Source organism: Fibrobacter sp. UWB7 (assembly GCF_900142945.1).
GTDB lineage: Bacteria > Fibrobacterota > Fibrobacteria > Fibrobacterales > Fibrobacteraceae > Fibrobacter.
The window spans coordinates 14,583-33,639 of record NZ_FRCO01000010.1 but is presented as its reverse complement, the minus strand read 5'-3'; the positions used below and the strand labels follow the sequence as shown (position 1 = coordinate 33,639).

The following is a 19,057-nucleotide window of genomic DNA, read 5'->3' as shown; positions in this document are numbered from 1 at the left end:
AAATAGTATATTGAGGGTATGGAGAAAATTATTCAAATTTTATTGTTGTCGTTTTGGGCAACGTTTATGGCGGTTTCTTGCGCTGACGAAAACCCTAGTATTTATAGTCTGGGGAAAACTTCGACTTCGATGCTTGAGCCGGAAGAGGGACTCGTTGGAGGGCTGGTCTATGTTCACGCTACTGGTAAAAAAACTTTTTTGGGGACGAACATACAATCGGCGAAAATGCTTGAACGCCCACAGATGGGGGTGGAGTTTACCTATGATTTTTATATCGGTCGTCACGAAGTTATCTGTAAAGATTTTAACAATGTAATGGCGGGTGCGACGGGCTTGAACGTGATGTGCTTGCAAGATTCTTTGCCTGCCGCCAATGTGACTTTCTATGATGCGATTTTGTATGCCAATGCCTTAAGCAAATTGAACGGCATGGATACCGCCTATAAATACTCATCGATGGAATTAGATGCCGAAAGACATTGCGTGAAAATGAAGAATTTCAAGTTCCAGCCGAAGGCGAATGGTTTTAGGTTGCCGACCGAGGCGGAATGGGTGTTGGTCGCTTCTGAAATCTGGAATCCGGCGCAATCCTGGAATGGTGAAAATTCGGGTTCCGTGGTGCATCCAGTCTGCTCTTCGATGGATGCGCAAAAGAGTGTCTGCGACATGGCGGGGAACATGCTTGAGCTGGTCAATGACCGTTTTGCATCTTTTATGGATACGGTCGTTAGCAATTTTGCGGGTTCTGTAGACGGCGATGCCATTGGCTCCTGTGTGGTCAAAGGCGGCTGTTTTTATATGTCACCGACATCAATGAATTTATACAGCAGAGGCGATACTTACCCGATTTTGAGCTCGACAAAGGGCGATTATCTTGGCTTCCGTTTGGCGCTTGGTGCAATTCCTGATGTGACGTGGTTCTCGGAAGATGGCGAGGCTGAGACTGCTTCTATAAATCCATTGGTAGAAACTGCTGATATGCTGAAGCTTGTGGAATCGTACAGGGCAAAGCTTGTGTTTAGAAACGATATGACGGGCGGGCTAGTCTATGTGAATTTTGCAAAGACCCCAAAGGTGGTTCAAATTAACGATGGTATTGAAGTGTACCATCCGGAGATTTCACCAGATGGTAATCATGTGGCGTTCAGTACGTCCATGGAAGGGTCTACAAAAAAGTCATCCGTTTATGTCCGAGACTTGAACGAAACTGGTAGCAATCTGGTGATGTTGTCTGTTGCAAATGCGGCGATTCCGCGTTGGCGCGTGAACCCTAATGGCGATACGGTAATCGTTTATGTGACTTCGGCGGGGAACAACAAGAGTGATCAGTTCCTCCAGGAAAGTACGTGGCAAGTCAAATTTTCTAATGGACGGTTTGGAACTCCTGAAAAGCTTTTTGATGGAGCCTATCATGGTGGTGTTTCTAAGGATAATTTGTTTGCGATTTCTTCGGCTCCGTTATTGCGTGCTCGGTTGTCTGATGGTATTACAAGTGGCGAAGCCATTTTGTACAATGGCGAGCAGGCTTGCAATGCGTCTTTGGCGAAAGACGGAACCAATCGCACCTTGTTCCTCGATTTTGCAGGGAGTGCGGGTCGTGAATTTGTAGGTGCTAATTACGGAGTCCATGAGCGTATGCTTGTTATGGATGGAACGGGAACGTTGGTGCAGTCAATTCCTGCGCCTGCGGGATATACTTTAGACCATACCGAATGGGTTGTCGGCATTTTGAAAGATGGCACCAACAACTTGGTGGTGGCTACTTTGACGGATTACAATGGAAATCATCAAAAGGTTGTTTTAATTGACTTGGTTAGCGGCAATATTGTTCCTCTTGTGGAGGGGGCGGAGCTGTGGCACCCATGTTTGTGGGTCTGGCAGGATAATCCGAATGTGGCTAAACCTGTTGTAAACCTGGATAGCGCCGGTGTTTATTTTAATAGCGAAGACCAGGGACCGTTTCCGTTTGCTTCTGTTGAATTGGCGATGCGTTTACAGTCGTTCTGGAAAAAGAATGAAAATGTCGAAGTCATCACTTTTGGAAGCTCAATGCTTTTGAATGCGGTCATTGAAGATTCTTTAAAGCCTTTCAATGCGCTGAATATGGGCGTGAGCATGACTGATATTTATTTGTCGGAATATCTGATAAATCATTATGTTATACCATATGCGCCTAAAATAAGATATCTTGTCGTGGAGCTTTCGCCGGGATTTTTGTATCGAGATTATGAATCTATGACGGGGCAACTTCGCAATAGCTCTCCGGGGATGATTTATGATGAATTGCATTTGTCTAAGGCGACTCAGAAAGAAATTGCGGAACTGAGTGCGGCTCAGGAATATCCGATGGCTCTGTTAGGGCAACAGTATCTTGAGGGAACTTTCCTATTGCCGTCTGGTGAATGGGGCGTTCCTGTCGTCAATGTCGATATTTCGGCAATGCCGTTTGGTGTTCCGAATGTGCAGAACAGCTTAAAGGTTTTTGAATCTCTAAAGCGATTGGCGGATTCGTGTGGGGTGACTTTGATTGCTGCAATTCCGCCGCGCAACCCGGGGTATAAGGATACGGGGGCTTTTGACCCGTATGGCCCGAGTTGGGAGGTGGCGCACCAGATTATTGATGCGGTTAAGGCGATGGGCATCGTGATTTTCGATGAATATAAAGATGGCCATCACGACTATACCGACGCGATGGCTTTTAATCCCAACCATGTGAGTTATTTGGGGGCTGCTCAGTTCAGCGCAAGGCTAGAAGCCTTCTTGGAAACGCTGAAGTAAGTCGCGACCAATGACCAATTACTTCTTTTCTAGTGCGACGAGCGTTTCGAGGTGCGGCGTGCCGGGGAACAGGTCCATCGGCAACACTTCCTTGACACGGTAACCGTAACGTTCCCATTCGGCGAGAGCGCCTGGGATTTCGTCGGTGCCGCAGAAAATGTGGAGCACACGCACAGGCTTGCGCATCGCGAGAGCGCGGATGACGCCCGGTTCGGTACCCTTGCGCGGCGGGTCCAACAAAATACGTTCCGGTTCGCCAGGGATCGGCCGCGGAAGTCTCATTTGCACAAATGTCTCGTCAATCTTGCCGGCGATGAACTTGTAGTTCTTCTTCAAGAATCTTGCGGATGCCTTTGCGCAATCAATGGACGGACCTTCCCATTCTACACCGAGTACGGACTTGGCGGCTTCACCGAGTGCAAAGCTGAAGAGACCGTAACCGCAGTAAAGATCCAAGAAGTGGTCGCCCTTTTCAAGACCGAGCAGGCGGCTTGCGGACTTGATGAGGTTGTGGATCTGGCTTTCGTTAATCTGGCTGAATCCTGTCACTGGGTACTTGAGCCTGAAATGGCCGAGATCGAGCGAAAGTTCGCGCGGACCGTAAAGCTGCTTGAAGTTGAGCGTGTCTGTCGGGCGCTTTGCTTCGAGATAGTAGTTGGAGCCTGTCGGGTCCACGTAGGCATGTGCTGCGGTCACGTGGTACGGGCTCTGCTGCAAGACTTCGGAAATCTGCTTGAGCTTGCGCACGATACTTGCATCGAGCTTCTTTACGTTGAAAATCACGATGCGGTACTTGTACGTGCCGCGGATGATGAGCCAGTTGAGCGCGTAGGCGAGCGGCTTGTATGCCGGCGTGATGAGCTTGTCGAACAGCAGACGGTAAATGGCGTTGTGTTCTTCGGGCTCCAAAATGCTGTCGTATTCGTTAAAGCGGAGGTCGCCCGGCTTCATTTCGACTTGGCGCTTGGACGTCGTGCGGTAATTGCGCGGCATGGGGCTAGCCACAATCGGCTGCGGACCGCGTGCAAGGCGGTTGACTTCCCAAAATTCGCGGATGGCTTCGTTCTTGACCTTGAGTTCGTCCTTGTAATCGAGCGGAGCGAGGGTCTCGCCGTAAGCGGAATCCGATTCCTTCGTATAATTCGGGAGGTTATGGGCTATTGCTTGTTCAAAAAACATGAAATCCTCTTTTTTCTACCCTCAAATTTAAAAAGTTCCCGGAAAGTTTAAAGTCTATTTTTATGCTATGTAGGAGTGATTAGTGGTTAGTAAACAGTAGGTATGAGGCGTGAGGTCGGGGCTACGCCCCTTTGAGGCATGAGCAATGAGGTAAACGAGTCATCCTGAGCGGAGTGCAACGTAGCCGAAGGATCCAGTGACAGTTGTGCTCTTGGGGGAGGACCCCTTAAGGGCGAAATTGAATTGCTTTAGAGCGTGTTTTACCTTGTTCCTCCTTTAATTATTTTGTATTATTTGTACAAATGAAAAAGGAGTGAGTTGTGAATTTTAGGCGTGTTGTAGGAATTTTTTCTGTTGTTTCGACAATTATGTCGTTTTATGCATGCGGCGACGACAAGTCGTCTTCTGCAAGTTTGTTGCCCGATGAAGTTGCTAATAAGGCTGAACTCGAAACTTACGAATGCAACATGTCTGTCATTGGCGGAAAAGTATTCGTGAAAAGCTTGGGTAAAAATTACGAATGCGATGGCGAAGAATGGTTCGAATCTTACGACCAACCGAAATCGAGTGCGAAGGGTAAGAGTTCTTCGTCTAGTAAAGGAAAAAGCTCGTCTTCTGGTAAGTCTTCCTCGTCTTCTTCTGAGAAGGTATCTTCGTCATCGAGTAGTGCGGTGGAACAGTCGAGTAGCAGTGTAATGTCTAGCAGCTCGCGCCCCACAGAAATCCTTGAACCCGAAATCAAAGTGAACGAAAAATGTTCTGAAACGGGAGCCTGCGATGCGATGGATAAGAATGATGTCGGCTCATGGCATTTTGTGCGCAAGGATGATTTTGGCGATGATGCTGAATACACTTACAAGGCTGACGGTCGCGATTTGATTGTAACCATTAAGAGTGCTGATGGTTCGGTAGATTCTAAGACTTATTCCATGTATAATATGGAGTCTGAAGTGGGCGTTGAAATGGCTTTCAATGCTGCGAAGTCCACCTGCAAGGACGGTGGCGGAAACGACAAGAAAATAAAGACTTGCGTGAAGGATACAACGGAAGTTTTGCCAGAGTGTGATCGGGAGCATGAAGGCTACCTTGCGTTAATAGGTTCTGTTTATAAAATTTGCAAGTCGAAATCTTGGACCAAAGCGACTGTATTAGAGTATGATACCTATGGTTTGGAATGTCTCGACGATGGACGAGCCGTATGTGGGAATGTTATTGATAGTAATAAGTATGTGTGTGAATCAGGAAAATTCCGTGAGGCGAATTTCTTTGAACGGGATACTTATGGTTTTGAGTGTGTAGAAGGACGAACTGTCGCGGGTAGAGTGAATGAAGAAAATAAGTATACATGCGAATTGGGAAAATTCCGTGAGGCGAATAAAATTGAAATAGATACTTATGGTTTGGAATGTGTTGAGGGGCAAACGGTTGCAGGTAATGTAAATAAATATAACAGGTATACATGCGAATCGGGAAGGTTTCGTACAGCGAATGAATTCGAAATACATACTTATGGTTTGGAGTGTGTTGAAGGGCTTGTTGTTAAAGGTTCTGAATTCAGTTCTGGATATTATGTTTGTAAATCGGGAAAGTTTGTTGAGGCTGCTGACGATGAACGGTCTGTAGGTTTGGCGTGTATGGCTAATAACGAGGGGCAAATTGCTGAGGGGCGTCCTGTGTCTTATTCTGGTCCATCACCGTTGCCTATGTATAAATATTATTGTTCAAATCAGGAGTGGAAAAATATTACAAATTGGGATTGGAATGTTTCGAAAGAAATTCGTTTTAATCCTGAAGTAAAGTATGGCTCCATGATAGACGATCGAGATGGGCGTGTTTATAGAACAGTGAAGATTGACGAACAAGTGTGGATGGCGGAAAACTTGAATTATTCGGACAGTATAAAAACGCCAAGCCTTAAGGGTAGAAGCTCGTGCTATGATAATAAAGATGAGTATTGCGAAGTGGCTGGTCGACTTTATACTTGGGCTGCTGCATTTGATTCTGTTGCTAGGCCTGATTTGGCGGAAAAATTGGCTTATTGTGAACGAACCGTTACCGTTTGCGATGTTTCAGCCAAGACTCAAGGAGTGTGTCCTAAAGGTTGGCATCTTCCTGACACGACGGAATGGATAAATCTTTTGGTTGCTGTGGGAGGTGGTCGTGGAACTTGGGCGAATGTGCGTGGCGCTGAATTTCTCAAATCTCGAACAGGTTGGTCGGATTCTGGGACTCAAAATTTCGATGATGCTTTTGGCTTTTCTATGTTGCCTGCGGGATGGTGGGATGCTCAAGAAGGTTATTTAAAATTTGATGCGAGTGGTTTTTATGCTTATTTTTGGGAGGTTACGGGGCGTCATTTGGTGGTGGGGAGTGGTGCATACGCATGGATTACGAATGGTTATAAAAAAAGCATGATGAGTGTCCGTTGTGTCAAGGACGAATAGTTCGATTGCCTCAAATTTGAATGCAGACGCCCCGTTCCTTAAAATTGGACGGGGCGATTTTTTCATGGGGTTTTAGGGGCGGAGCCCCTAGGCGAAAGGGTAATGGAAGACCCGGTGGGCCCGTCGATGTACTTTAGGTTGCTGAGGGAACGCCGGGGCTGTAATTAGGGGAAGACTTGCCCCTTCTAAAATTATGGATCCTATCGGTCGTTGCACTCCCTCCAGGATGACATTTTGAACAAAAAAAGACCTCTCAGAGAGAGGTCTAAGAGCGGCGGACCGGGATCGAACCGGCAACCATTAGCTTGGAAGGCTAAGGCTCTACCATTGAGCTACCGCCGCGAGCATGGACAATTATACAAAAATATTGCGCTTTTTAAAGGGGTTCTTAAAAAAGTTGTTGGAAAAATATGAAAAAAATTCTAAATTTACGCTCGCATTAACAAACAATCATATCAGAGGTAGCATACTTGTTCCCTAATCCGCGCGATCGTCGCATGCCCAACCGTCCCAGCGATGGGACCCGTATCAACGAAGATATCCATATCTCTCCGATTCGTCTCGTGAAAGAAGATGGCGAAGCTGTCATTATCGAGACGAGCAAGGCATTGCAGATGGCGAAAGACGCCGGACTGGACCTTGTGGAAGTCTCCCCGAACGCTAAGCCGCCTGTTTGCCGCATCATCAACTACGGCAAGTACAAGTTCGAACAACTGAAGAAGGCTAAGGCTGCAAAGGCCAAGCAGCACGTGGTGAAGCTCAAGGAAATCAAGATGCACCCGAAGACTGCCGAGAACGACTACCAGTACCGCATCAAGCAGGCTGGCGAGTTCTTGCAGGACGGTATGAAGGTGAAGCTTATCATGCAGTTCCGTGGACGCGAAATGGCGCACATGGACTACGGCAAGCGCCTTATGGAACGCGCCAAGGAAGACTTGGCTCCGTTTGGCGATTTGGAAATGGATTCGCGGGTGGAAGGCAACACAATGCTTTCTATCTACGGTCCAAAACGTGGTGCCGGTAAGAAACAAGACCAGGCACCGAAGCCCGTAACCGAGCCAAAGGCAGCAGGTGAGGCTTAACTATTAACCTACGAGGTAAAAATGCCTAAGATGAAAACTCACAGCGGTGCTAAGAAGCGCTTCCGCGTGACTGGTTCCGGCCATGTCAAGTTCAAGCGCGCTGGTATGCGCCACATTCAAGCTAAGATGAACACTAAGCGTAAGCGCAACCTTCGTAAGGGCGCTCTCGTTAAGAAAGTCGATACCTATCATGTCAAGCGTCTGCTTGTCGTAGCATAAGGAGAGTAAGAATGCCACGCGCAAAAACTAGAGTTCCTTCCCGCGAACGCCGCAAAAAAATCCTCAAGGCCGCCAAGGGTTACTATGGCCGCCGCAAGTCGAACCTTCGCCTTGCTATTGACGCCGTTGCCCACGCTGGTCAGTATGCCTATGCACACCGCCGCGACAAGAAGGGTGATTTCCGCTCTCTGTGGATCACTCGCTTGAACGCTGCTGTTCGTGAATTCGGCATCAGCTATAGCCAGTTCATTTACAAGCTTTCCAAGGCTAACATCAACATGAACCGCAAGGTTCTCGCTGACTTGGCCGTCGCCGATCCGGCAGCATTTGCTAAGGTCGTCGAAATCGTGAAGGCTGCTTAAGTCCTGACTTAGCGAAAACGCGAGAAATTGTGCCCCGCCCGAAAAGGCGGGGCACTTTTTGCTTTGTTTCCCTAAAAACCTGATATAAAAAAAGTCGCTCAGGCAAACCTGGCGACCGCTTTGACATGGCTTTCACCCTATCAGTCTTTGAGGCAACGAACTGAAAAACCGTTGTTTTTGGTGTCTAATGATTGGAACTTCTTTACTGTCCAATACACTTCGTCAGAGTTTGACTTCAAATAAATATAATACGCGTCGTTTCTGCCGTCCTCCGTAGAACTCCAGAAATACTCGTTACGGCCTTCGCTTTCGAAATACCCAAAGCGCGTTCTGAGGCCGGCTGGCAACGCTGAAAAACCGTAATCATCCGTGCCGTTGCCATTTTCCGACCAACCATTAGTTGATTTCAGTTTCTTGCCCGCCGTAGGTGCTCCGCCGATTGCAGTGAATAAAATGTTCCACTCTTCCAGCGTGGGTATATGCCAGCCGGTGGGACAAACTCCTTGCACTGGATAAGTCTGCTTGCATTCTGTTTGGAATCCGCAACCCTTACTGCTCGTAGACCATGTGCCTGCGCTATCCATTATAGAAGTCCATCTGTAAAGGCGACCGTACTTGGTGCAGTTGGTTTCGTCATTTTTATAGCACCAGCTAGTGGAATCAGAGGTGTAATCTCCATAATGGTAGTTATAGGGACTGCCTGTGACCGCATAGTTGAGATTTTCCGCCATCCAAGTCTGAGTGCCGATAACGACTGTTTTGTAAGTCTGTCCGTCGCGGGAGTCAGTCAATGTTCCATGCTTGCAATTATCCGCGTCTTCGGTCTTACAGGGCTCTACATGAGGGATAAATGACGAAGAATCGTCCTTGAGACAACGAACTGAATGTCCTATTTTAGCACCACTGAAATCTCGGCTTGCAAAGTCGCTATCATCGCTCAAATATATTCTGTATGCGGCTCCTTTATTGTGCATCTCGGAGGAAGTCCAAAAAAATGCAATTTCGCCGACATAATTGAAAGTGTTGTAGTCGTCACCATCGAAACTTTTAAAGAGATACCTTCTGCCTGCGGGCAATGCGGAAAAGCCGAATGCGTCTGTGCCATTACCTTTGTTAATCCAGCCTGTTTGCGACTTGAGAAACTTGCCTGCTATCGATTGACCTCCTACTGCGTTGAATAGAGTTCTCCATTCTGAGGTGTCTGGCAAATGCCAACCGTCAGGACAGATTCCCTGTACGGTCACAGGCAAGATGCATTCCTTGCCGTCTCCACAATCGAGCGACTTGTCAGTATAAAGTTTTGCCGAGTCGATTGCTGCTGCCCAAGAGTAAAGGCGACCTGTCACTTCGCAGGTAGCTGCATTTTCTCCATTGGCGTCATGGTCTCCATTTGGCTTGCCTTGACACCAACTCTTGGACTTCAGACTAGGGTTTTCTTTGTCATAGTAATTCAAGTTCTCCGCCATCCAGGTCTGGTTGCCTATCTTTATTGTTTTGTATTCTTTGTTATCTCGAGGATCGGTCATAGTTCCGTAGGCGATTTCTGGATTTAGGCGTTGTTCCTTCGGCACATCCCAGCTCCAGCCATCCGAGCTGGACGAACTAGACAAGTAAACGGTGTCAATCACACAGGTCTTTACCACATTGTTGTTTCCATCGCCGCTATTGCAGGTAGATTTCGCGGCGTTGAATGCCATTTCTACACCAACTTCGGATTCCATATTGTACATTGTATATGTATTGGAACTTGTAGAACCGTCAGCGCTCTTAATGGTCACAATCAAATCTCGACCATCGGCTTTGTAGGTGTATTCGGCGTCATCGCCGAAGTCGTCTTTGCGGACAAAATGCCATGTACTTATGTCTGACTTGACCATGGCGTCGCAGGCCCCCGATTCAGTACAGGTTTCATTTACGGTGAATCCGGACCCATTTTGCTGACTGCTGCTGGATTTTGCAACAGTCTTGCTGGAACTAGATTTCGACTTTCCATTGGAAGAACTACTCGAAGATTCCTTCTTTTCGCTACTGCTACTTGATTTATTCGATTTTACCGAACTCGACGAACTTCTCTTAGCAGAAGAAGATTCCACAACTGGGTCGTCAGTATTTGGCTCTGTAGATGATGAACCACTATCGCATCCGATTACTGTAAATGCCGCCAAACCAATCGCTATAATGAATTTTTTCATAGAACTCTTATTTGTATAAATAAAGTATAGTCTATGATAAATTTAGAACAAATCTACGTCGAGGACGGTCTTCTTTTTGCTCTTGGGCTCGACGACGGCGATGGAATATTTTGCCGTGCTGAGCAGGCGGTTGACTGTTGCGAGGACTTCGTCTTCGGTAATGGAACGTATTTGCTTTTCGGCGTATTCCATGGTGTGGAACTCGCCGAGGTGGAGCGTCTGTTCTGCCATGCGGATTACGCGCTTTTCGGGACTGTCTGCACCGAGGTGGAGTCCACCGAGAATGTTCGTCTTGGTGCGTTCGAGTTCATCTTTGATGAACCCGTGACGCAGGAACTTCTTGACTTCGGCGATAGAAAGCGCAAGGGCGGTCTTGAGCTGGTGCGGCTCGGTCGCAAGCGAAATGCCCCAGTCCACGCAGTCCTTGTAAAGGTCGGCTGTAGAGTACACGGAGTAGGCAAGCCCTTTGTCTTCGCGAATTTTTTGGAACAAGCGCGATGCCATGCCGGCACCCATCGCCACGTTGAAAAGCGAGAATGCGCTGCGGTCACGGTCGCTCATCTGCGAGCGGTCAAAACTTAAACCCCAGAAAAGGTTCGATTGCGTAATGTCGCTTTTCTGTACAATCTTGATGCCTTGATTCGGCGTGTAGATATCTTCGGGTGTGATTCCGTTAATCTTTTTTTGTTCGAATTTTTGTGCACAAAGTTCTACGAGTTCTTCATGCTTGACTTTGCCCGAGGCGCAAACATAAAGCGGGATTTCATCGGTGACTTGATGTCCGTACTTGAGCATTTGCTTGCGCGTGAGGGATTGGACTTGCTTCACGTTCCCGGTGATGGAGTGTGCGAGTCCGCAGCCTTTAAAGTGAATGGCATTGAAAATGTCGCCCACGAGTTCTTCGGGGATGTCATCGTAGCTATGGACTTCCTCGATGATGACGTGGCGCTCCTTTTCCATTTCTTTCTTGTCGAAGCGCGGGTGCATGAGCATGTCCGAAATCACGTCAATGGCAAGCGGCATATCGCTGCTTTCGACTTGCGCGTAAAAGCCCGTTTCCTGGCGGGTCGTGTATGCTTCGAGATTTCCGCCGCGGTCTTCGATGGCGTGCGCAATTTCAAGTGCAGTGCGGTTCTCGGTTCCCTTAAAGACGAGGTGCTCGTAAAAATGGCTGAGCCCGAATTCATCGCTTGCTTCGTGGCGACTCCCGCGCGGGACCCAAACGCCGACGGCTGCAGAATAGGCGTGCGGCATGTAATCCGTTAGAATGGTAATTCCGTTTTCGAGGACTGTCTGTTTGATGTTTTGTTTCATTTTTTGTAATACGCGCGTCGTATGGGAGCTAAAAGTATTATTTGCGGCTTAACTATAGCAAATTTGGGTAAAAATGTAACAAAAAACACATTTTTGGCACCCTTTTATTGTTGTGTAAATTTTTCTAAATTTGCGTTTTGAAAAAAGTTATGACTCACAGGAGAACGAAATGGGAAAAGACTTAAAGGAAATGGCTCTCCAATACCATTCCATGGGCAAGCCGGGCAAGATCGAAATCGTGCCCACCAAGCCGCACAGCACGCAGACGGACTTGGGCCTTGCATACACGCCGGGCGTGGCTTCACCGTGTCTTGAAATCGAAAAAGACCAGAACCTCGCTTACGAATACACGGGCAAGGGCAACCTCGTCGCTGTGATTAGTAACGGTACGGCTGTGCTTGGTCTCGGCGATATTGGCGCACTCGCTGGTAAGCCGGTGATGGAAGGTAAGGCCTTGCTTTTCAAGATTTATGCGGGCATTGACGTGTTCGACATCGAAATCAACGAAAAGGATCCGAAGAAGTTTATCGAAATTGTGAAGGGCATTGCCCCGACGTTCGGCGGCATCAACCTCGAAGATATCAAGGCTCCGGAATGCTTCGAAATTGAAGACACGCTCAAGGCTGAGCTCGATATTCCGGTGATGCACGATGACCAGCACGGTACGGCTATCATTTCTTCCGCAGGCCTCTTGAACGCTATCGAAGTTGCTGGCAAGAGCATTCGCAACGTGAAGATGGTTGTGAACGGCGCTGGCGCTGCCGCTTGTGCTTGCACACGCCTCTACTTGTCTCTCGGTCTCAAGAAAGAAAATCTTGTGATGTGCGATAGTAAGGGCGTTATCCGCAAGGACCGCAAGGGCCTCACTGAAGCAAAGGCTTTCTTTGCAACGGAACGCACCGACATCGAAACTCTCGAAGATGCCATGAAGGGCGCAGACGTGTTCGTCGGTCTCTCCAAGGGCAACATCCTCACTCGCGAAATGGTGCGTAGCATGGCCGACCAGCCGATTGTCTTTGCTCTTGCAAACCCGACTCCGGAAATCAGCTACGAAGAAGCTATGGCAAGCCGTGGCGACCTCATCTTTGCAACAGGCCGTAGTGACTACCCGAACCAGGTGAACAACGTTATCGGTTTCCCGTACATCTTCCGTGGCGCTCTCGACGTGCGTGCAACGACGATTAACGAACACATGAAGCATGCCGCTGTCCGCGCAATTGCCGCTCTCGCTCACAAGCCGGTTCCGGATGTGGTGAACATTGCATACAACTCACAGCGTTTCACGTTCGGCAAGGAATACTTGATTCCGAAGCCGCTTGACCCGCGCCTCCTCACGGAAGTTTCTATTGCAGTTGCCAAGGCCGCTATTGAAAGTGGCGTGGCCCGCAAGCCGATTACCGATTGGGACGCTTACTACGATCGCCTCCGCGACATGATGGGTTACGACAACAAGCTCATCCGTCAGTTCAGCGATACCGCTCGCAGCAACCCGAAGCGCGTCGTGTTTGCCGAAAGCAACCTCAACATGCTCAAGGCCGCTGTCCAGGCTCAGGCTGAAGGCATTGCACACCCGATTATGCTTGGCAACCCGGAACGCATCCAGATGATCGCCCAGCGCGAACAGCTTGATCTCACGGGCATCAAGATTGTGAATCCGCGTTCTCCGGAAGAATTCGAACGCCGCCGCAACTATGCTGCAATTTATGCCGAAGAAAACGGCCGCAATGGCGTGACCTTCGAAGAAGCTCGCGACGACATGTTTGAACCGAACCACTTCGGTATGATGATGGTGAAGGTCGGCGATGCCGATGCGCTCATTTCCGGTGGCTACTCCAAGTACTCCGAAACGATCGAACTTGCTAAGGAAATTATCGGTATCCGTCCGGAATACAAGCACTTTGGCGCTATGCATATCCTCAGCACTAAGAAGGGTACGTTCTTCCTCGCCGATACGCTTGTGAACCGCGACCCCGATGCCGAAACGCTCGTCGATATCGTGAAGCTTACGCACGACGCTGTGCGCTTCTTCGCTCACGAACCGGTGATGGCTATGCTTAGCTACGCTAACTTCGGTTCTGACAAGGAAGCTGCTCGTGGCACCGTGAACAAGGTCCGCGAAGCCGTGAAGACGATTCACGAACAGTATCCAGATTATGTCCTCGATGGCGAAATGCAGGTGAACGTGGCTCTCGACAAGGATCTTCGCGATACGAAGTACCCGTTCAACAAGATCAAGGGCCAGACCGTGAACACGCTCATCTTCCCGTGCCTCTCTTCTGCAAATACCACTTGCAAGATGCTTTTGGAAATGGGTGTTGGCGAATCCATCGGTCCTGTTCAGATGGGCTTGAACAAGCCGGTTCACTTCACCGACTCCGACGCTTCTGTCCACGATATCTTTAACTTGACCGTTGCCGCCGTCATTGACGCCATCGTTCAGGAAAAGAAGGACGAAGAAAAGAACAAGAAGAAGTTCGACAAGATCTGGTAAGTCGCGATTCCCGCTCGCCACTGCGCGGGCGCATCTCGTAACATTTTAAAAGTCGCCGTGGGTAAAACTGCGGCGATTTTTTAATTTGTTTAATTCGTTTGTACTCTTTTTGTGTATATTATGCATAAAAGGAGATGAAGGATGAAAAAGAACTTTTATTGTGGCTTGGCTGCTTTTACGGCATTAGCTTTTACAGCCTGTTCTGATGATAGTACTGCCAATGCTGTGGCGCAACCCGTTGCACTTGATTCGTCTAGTTCTGTATCTAGTTCTGCGTCAGAGGGGTCTTCAAGCTCTTTTGTTGATTGTTTATCGAGTTCTGCGATTGTAGAGTCCTCAAGTTCAGCGGTTGTTGAATCATCGAGTTCCGCTGTTCCTGGATCTTCAAGTTCGTCGTTTGGGCTTTCATCTAGCGATGGTGTTTCTTCAAGTTCGCTAGCTAGTTCTTCATCTAGTTCGCTATCCAGTTCTTCGTCCAGCTCGTATGTGAAGCCTTCTGCTTTTGAGTGCAGATGGTTGCTCTCTTGGAATGGTTTTGATGAGGAAGATGGTGTGCGCGTTCCTATTGATGAATGTGTTGATTCTTCGTGGCCGAAAAATGTAGTTGCCGATGGAGCTTGGCGCATTATGGAAACGGATGGCGCGGATGGCGGAAAATCTTCTATCGTTTGGCCGGTGGACTTTTCAGATGGTGTGGATTCGATGGCTGCGGTTAAAGAATATTGCCATGGAATCTGTGGCACTGCTGTTTTGGATAAAGGCTCAATGACGTATAATCCGTTTGTGTCGGTGGGCTTTACGCTTGCGAGAGATAGTTCTGGCAATCCGGTTCCTGTTGATGTGTCGGACTGGGGCGGTATTTGTATCGTTTATACATCTGAGGCTGCGCCTTCGCTAGAATTGGATTTGGGAGATTCCGTCAATACGAAAGTGCTGAATTATGCAGTGCCGGCAGTGTTTTTGTCGAAGGCTACTGCTTCGGCTGTGAGAAAATGCTTTCCGTGGAGTTCCTTTAATTTGCCGTCTTGGCTTAAAGGTGATGCTCAAGGTTGGAAAGAAGATACAGGGGTTAAGGCGGCTAAGCAACTTGTTGGTGTGAGGTTTAAAATACAGGCAATGTCCAAAGATGGGGGCTATGGGTTTAACATAAAAGCAATATCTGATTATTATGGATGTATTTAATTCAGGGAACGGTTATTTTATTTAATTCGTTTGTACTCTTTTTATGTATATTAAATGCATAAAAAGGAGGTGTGGTTTGAAAAAGAACTTTTATTGTGGCTTGGCTGCTTTTACGGCGTTAGCCTTTACAGCCTGTTCTGATGATAGTACTGCCAATGCTGTGGTGCAGCCTATTGCGCTTGATTCGTCTAGTTCAGTAATAGAGGAATCATCAAGCTCTGTTGCGGAGGGAACTTCGAGCTCAGCCATTGCTGAATCCTCCAGTTCGTCATTTGAACTTTCTTCTAGCGATGAAGTTTCTTCTAGTTCGCAGGATAATTCTTCGTCTAGTTTACAGTCCGATCCCTCGTCTAGCTCAATTGCCAAATCTTCTGTCAGTGAGTGTCGTGGTTTAATCTGGTTTGGTAATGATCCGGAGGAGGGGGTGCGCGTTCCTGTTGAAACGTGTGCTGAATCTTCGTGGCCGGAAAATGTAGTTGCCGATGGTGTTTGGCGCATTATGGAAACGGACGGCGAGGACGGTGGAAAGTCGTCTATCGTTTGGCCGGTGGAATTTGTTGATGGCATTGATACGATGGCTGCGGTTAAGGATTCCTGTTATGGAATCTGTGGAACGGCGGCTTTGGATAAGGGATCATTGACGTATCATCCTTTTGTATCGATTGGCTTTACGCTTGCGAGGGATGGCTCTGGCAATCCGGTTCCTGTTGATGTTTCGAACTGGGGTGGTATTTGCATCTCTTATATGTCTGAAGTTTCGCCTTCGCTAGAATTGGATTTGGGAGATTCCGTCAATACGAAAGTGCTGAATTATGCAGTGCCGTCAGCAGGGCTGACGAAAGTGTCTTCGGTAACGTCAAAATGCATTCCGTGGAGTTCCTTTAGAATTCCGTCCTGGTTTAAAGGTGATGATCATGGTTGGAAGGATGATACGGGAGCTAAGGCGGCTAAACAGCTTGTTGGCGTGAGGATTAGATTACAGGATAAACCCAAAGATGGCGGCTATAAGTTTTATATAACGACAATATCTGCTTATAATTCGGGAAGCGGTTATGCAGCGGGTCCTGCCGATCAGTAACTGAAAAAATCGTCAATTTTAAGAGCGCCGTAGATAAAACTGCGGCGTTTTTTCATATACAGTACGGGGTGTACTATATGGCTTAAAATATTGTTTTATGTCTTTGTAAAAATGCCAAAATTTTATAAAAATAAAAGAAAATGTACTCTAAATTATTGACTTTGTGAATAAGTGAACTTATATTTTTTTATATGAAACCAATAATTGAATACCAAGATTATCACACTTTTCTGAGCGACTACTACGAGGAACGCAAGCGCACTTCGGCGTTTTCTTGGCGTGAGTTTGCCAAAATTGCGGGTTTCGTTTCGCCATCGTATCTCAAGGATGTTTGCGGTGGAAAGACAAACCTTAGCAAAGTGACCATGGGCCGTGTCGCTAAGGCTATAGGTCTTGTTGGTCATGAGGTCACTTATTTCGAGGCGATGGTCCAGTTTGGTAACGCCAAAACGGATGAGGCTAAGAAAAAGTTCTTAGAACAAATGCATTCGATTGCGCTCGATCATAAGGTTCGCATTATTGATAAGGATGCTTTCGAGTATTACGATACTTGGAAAAATCCGGTGGTGCGCGAATTGGCGCCTTTGATGCCGGGAGCCATGCCGGGCGATATTGCAAAAGCGTGTGCTCAAGATGTTTCGGCGCTAGATGTCCGCAGGTCGTTGCAATTTCTTGAACGCGCTGGGTTCCTTAAGCAGGTTCAAGAAAACGTTTATGTGCAAACGGAAAAGTCCGTGGAAGGCTCCAAGGAAGGGTTGCCACTTGCAATCCGCTCGATGCACCGTGCGATGGGCAACTTGGCGGTGGATTCTCTGAATCGCTTTACACCGGACGTGCGAAACGTTACGGGAATTACGATGGGCATAAACCGTGAAGCTTATGAACGCATCGTGCTCGAGCTTGAGGAATGCCGCAAGAAAATCACGGCGATTGCTGACGAATGCAATGATATCACTCAAGTTTACAGATTGAATTTACAATTGTTCCCTCTTTCGAAAGAGGTTACCAAAGGTAAGGAGGCTAAAGATGAATAAGAAACTTTATACGGCTTGTGGCGCGATGGCGCTGAGTCTTGCCGCATGCTCTAGTGAAAACGGAAGCATCAGCGGTACTTCGACGGACCCGAATACGATGGCGTTAGGGTCGTCAAGTTCAGTGGAGGAATCTTCTTCGGGAGGTTTTGGACTGAATGAATATGATTTGTGGAATCCGCTGGCGGGCGATTTCCGTGTTAATACTGCGGTTTACGCGTCGTTGCTGCCCGCGAATGTTCAGGCGGATGGCTATTGGTTCTGGGAGGCTCGTGGCGCAGATGAAAACGAAGGCGGTCAGTCTTCCATAATCTGGCCTGTAGAACTCGGAAGCGATGCGGACTCCCTGTCTACTGTGATTGAGTCGTGTCAGGGCATTTGCGGTGTTGCTAGCTTGAAAAAGGGCGCGATGACCATGCAGCCTTTTGCAAGTGTAGGCTTTGTCATGGCTAGGGATGCGTCTGGTAACCCGACTCCGGTTGATGTCTCTGATTGGAACGGCGTTTGCATCTCGTATACGTCTGATTCGGATGCCTCGCTTGTGCTTGATTTAGGAGATTCGCTTGGAGCGTTATTCTACGATGGCTTTGCCTTCCCAGCTGCGTCATTGCCGAAAGCGGTTAATCCTGTTACTAAATGCTTTAACTGGAGCTATTTCAAAATACCTTCCTGGAAAAAGGAAAATCCTGATGGCTGGGGACAAAATACTGGCTTGAGGGCCGCTAAGCAATTGGTTGGGTTGATGTTCAGGATCCAAAATGAGCCTGGGGATTATAAGTTCAATATCAAGTATTTTGGAACGAAGGCGGATGGTGTGCCGGAAGTAGAAAACCCGGAAACTGCGGGTGATGCGGGAGTGGCCGATTCGTCAGGTGAGTTTGTGCTGTACGGCTATGACGGCGTTTTGTGGACTCCAACTAAAAATCCGGACCGAGTTAAAACATCATTTTATGCTGAAAACGTTTGGCCGGATAATGCCGTGGCAGATGGCCGTTGGTATTGGTCTGCGGACGAAGATGTAGGCGGGATGTCGTCTGTAAAATGGCCGGTGGCGCTAGGTGCGGAAAATTCGTTGACTCCGGTTGTCGAATTGTGCAAGGGCGTCTGCGGCGTTGCGTCCCTGAAGAAGGGCTCTAGCCAGACGGATCCGTATGTGTCGCTCGGCTTTGGAATCGCTAAAGATGCTTCTGGAGAACCGTTGCCTGTTGATATATCGAATTGGAATGCGGTCTGTTTTGAATATTATTCAGAAATACCCATAAGGGTTGAACTGGTTGTGAGCGATACGTCGGATGGCATGCCGTGGGCGAAATTGCCTAGCTCTCGAATGGCTGTAAAACGATGCTTAGATTGGGGCCATTTCAGGTTGCCTAAGGACAGTATTGCTCCTTATGAAGGTGAAATAAATGACATGAGTGACGTGACCAAGATGATGATGCATGGAAGTTACGAAGCGTCTCGTATTGAAGAAAAAGTGGAAAATGCTGCTAAGCAAACGATTTCTGTAAGGCTGAAGATTCAAGATGAAGTAGACGGTGATTATAGGTTTGGCATTGGCGCCATCCACATGATGTTTATTGATGAAAATGGTGCGTTCATACGCGATTGGCAAACTGAATGGTAATTTGTTAGGAGGAAAGAAAAAAGGGCTCGGCGATTGCCGGGCCCTTTCCCTAAACAACAGGAGATAGGTCTCTCTGTTATT

General features: G+C 47.8%; 13 protein-coding genes and 1 tRNA gene. 10 read left to right on the top strand and 4 right to left on the bottom strand.

From position 1 onward, the window contains the following. Window positions 1-18: 18 nt before the first annotated feature. Window positions 19-2,778 (top strand): TIGR02171 family lipoprotein, encoded by a 2,760-nt coding sequence (locus BUC30_RS15480; RefSeq protein ID WP_073443359.1) that lies wholly within the window; start codon window positions 19-21, stop codon window positions 2,776-2,778. Window positions 2,779-2,796: 18 nt separating this feature from the next. Here the strand turns inward: BUC30_RS15480 and BUC30_RS15475 are convergent, their stop codons facing one another. Beyond that, window positions 2,797-3,957, bottom strand: a complete 1,161-nt coding sequence (locus tag BUC30_RS15475) for a class I SAM-dependent RNA methyltransferase (protein WP_073443357.1) — start codon at window positions 3,955-3,957, stop codon at window positions 2,797-2,799. A gap of 320 nt (window positions 3,958-4,277) precedes the next feature. Here BUC30_RS15475 and BUC30_RS15470 point away from each other — a divergent pair, with 320 nt between their 5' ends. After that, window positions 4,278-6,401 (top strand): fibrobacter succinogenes major paralogous domain-containing protein, encoded by a 2,124-nt coding sequence (locus tag BUC30_RS15470; protein WP_139260871.1) that lies wholly within the window; start codon window positions 4,278-4,280, stop codon window positions 6,399-6,401. A 270-nt stretch (window positions 6,402-6,671) separates the two neighbouring features. Here BUC30_RS15470 and BUC30_RS15465 read toward each other — a convergent pair. After that, window positions 6,672-6,743: transfer RNA gene (locus tag BUC30_RS15465), tRNA-Gly, on the bottom strand. Window positions 6,744-6,898: 155 nt separating this feature from the next. Here BUC30_RS15465 and infC point away from each other — a divergent pair. The 3 genes from infC to rplT are packed head-to-tail and all read left to right on the top strand — an operon-like array spanning window position 6,899 to window position 8,064. Further along, window positions 6,899-7,483, top strand: a complete 585-nt coding sequence (infC, locus tag BUC30_RS15460) for a translation initiation factor IF-3 (protein WP_073443414.1) — start codon at window positions 6,899-6,901, stop codon at window positions 7,481-7,483. A 21-nt stretch (window positions 7,484-7,504) separates the two neighbouring features. Continuing rightward, complete coding sequence (gene rpmI / locus BUC30_RS15455; protein WP_014545553.1) at window positions 7,505-7,702, top strand: 50S ribosomal protein L35; 198 nt, start codon at window positions 7,505-7,507, stop codon at window positions 7,700-7,702. Window positions 7,703-7,713: 11 nt separating this feature from the next. Further along, complete coding sequence (gene rplT, locus BUC30_RS15450; RefSeq protein WP_014545552.1) at window positions 7,714-8,064, top strand: 50S ribosomal protein L20; 351 nt, start codon at window positions 7,714-7,716, stop codon at window positions 8,062-8,064. A 140-nt stretch (window positions 8,065-8,204) separates the two neighbouring features. Here the strand turns inward: rplT and BUC30_RS15445 are convergent, their stop codons facing one another. Further along, window positions 8,205-10,256 carry a fibrobacter succinogenes major paralogous domain-containing protein gene (locus tag BUC30_RS15445; RefSeq protein ID WP_083556019.1) on the bottom strand — a complete coding sequence of 684 codons (2,052 nt, stop codon included), beginning with the start codon at window positions 10,254-10,256 and terminating at the stop codon, window positions 8,205-8,207. Between the two features lie 42 nt (window positions 10,257-10,298). Further along, the gene (locus tag BUC30_RS15435) at window positions 10,299-11,570 is read right to left on the bottom strand and encodes a M16 family metallopeptidase (RefSeq protein WP_073443349.1); all 1,272 of its coding nucleotides are present in this window, start codon (window positions 11,568-11,570) and stop codon (window positions 10,299-10,301) included. 169 nt (window positions 11,571-11,739) lie between these two features. Between BUC30_RS15435 and BUC30_RS15430 the strand changes: the two genes are divergently transcribed. From BUC30_RS15430 to BUC30_RS15400, 5 genes are all read left to right on the top strand, one after another. Then, window positions 11,740-14,061 carry an NADP-dependent malic enzyme gene (locus BUC30_RS15430; protein WP_014545550.1) on the top strand — a complete coding sequence of 774 codons (2,322 nt, stop codon included), beginning with the start codon at window positions 11,740-11,742 and terminating at the stop codon, window positions 14,059-14,061. Between the two features lie 141 nt (window positions 14,062-14,202). After that, window positions 14,203-15,243, top strand: coding sequence for a hypothetical protein (locus BUC30_RS15970; RefSeq protein ID WP_139260870.1), 1,041 nt, complete (start codon window positions 14,203-14,205; stop codon window positions 15,241-15,243). Window positions 15,244-15,319: 76 nt separating this feature from the next. Then, entirely contained in the window at window positions 15,320-16,321 is a 1,002-nt protein-coding gene (locus BUC30_RS15410; protein ID WP_139260869.1) for a hypothetical protein, read from the top strand. 191 nt (window positions 16,322-16,512) lie between these two features. Further along, window positions 16,513-17,355, top strand: a complete 843-nt coding sequence (locus BUC30_RS15405; protein WP_073443339.1) for a TIGR02147 family protein — start codon at window positions 16,513-16,515, stop codon at window positions 17,353-17,355. Beyond that, entirely contained in the window at window positions 17,348-18,976 is a 1,629-nt protein-coding gene (locus BUC30_RS15400; RefSeq protein WP_073443337.1) for a hypothetical protein, read from the top strand. Before BUC30_RS15405 ends, BUC30_RS15400 begins: the two co-directional genes overlap by 8 nt. The last annotated feature ends 81 nt before the right edge of the window (window positions 18,977-19,057 follow it).

Excerpts from the sequence above, each read along its gene's own strand:
- BUC30_RS15480 (WP_073443359.1), top strand. The coding sequence starts at position 19 with ATGGAGAAAATTATTCAAATTTTATTGTTGTCGTTTTGGGCAACGTTT.
- BUC30_RS15475 (WP_073443357.1), bottom strand. The coding sequence starts at position 3,957 with ATGTTTTTTGAACAAGCAATAGCCCATAACCTCCCGAATTATACGAAG.
- infC (WP_073443414.1), top strand. The coding sequence starts at position 6,899 with ATGCCCAACCGTCCCAGCGATGGGACCCGTATCAACGAAGATATCCAT.
- rpmI (WP_014545553.1), top strand. The coding sequence starts at position 7,505 with ATGCCTAAGATGAAAACTCACAGCGGTGCTAAGAAGCGCTTCCGCGTG.
- rplT (WP_014545552.1), top strand. The coding sequence starts at position 7,714 with ATGCCACGCGCAAAAACTAGAGTTCCTTCCCGCGAACGCCGCAAAAAA.
- BUC30_RS15445 (WP_083556019.1), bottom strand. The coding sequence starts at position 10,256 with ATGAAAAAATTCATTATAGCGATTGGTTTGGCGGCATTTACAGTAATC.
- BUC30_RS15435 (WP_073443349.1), bottom strand. The coding sequence starts at position 11,570 with ATGAAACAAAACATCAAACAGACAGTCCTCGAAAACGGAATTACCATT.
- BUC30_RS15430 (WP_014545550.1), top strand. The coding sequence starts at position 11,740 with ATGGGAAAAGACTTAAAGGAAATGGCTCTCCAATACCATTCCATGGGC.
- BUC30_RS15970 (WP_139260870.1), top strand. The coding sequence starts at position 14,203 with ATGAAAAAGAACTTTTATTGTGGCTTGGCTGCTTTTACGGCATTAGCT.
- BUC30_RS15405 (WP_073443339.1), top strand. The coding sequence starts at position 16,513 with ATGAAACCAATAATTGAATACCAAGATTATCACACTTTTCTGAGCGAC.
- BUC30_RS15400 (WP_073443337.1), top strand. The coding sequence starts at position 17,348 with ATGAATAAGAAACTTTATACGGCTTGTGGCGCGATGGCGCTGAGTCTT.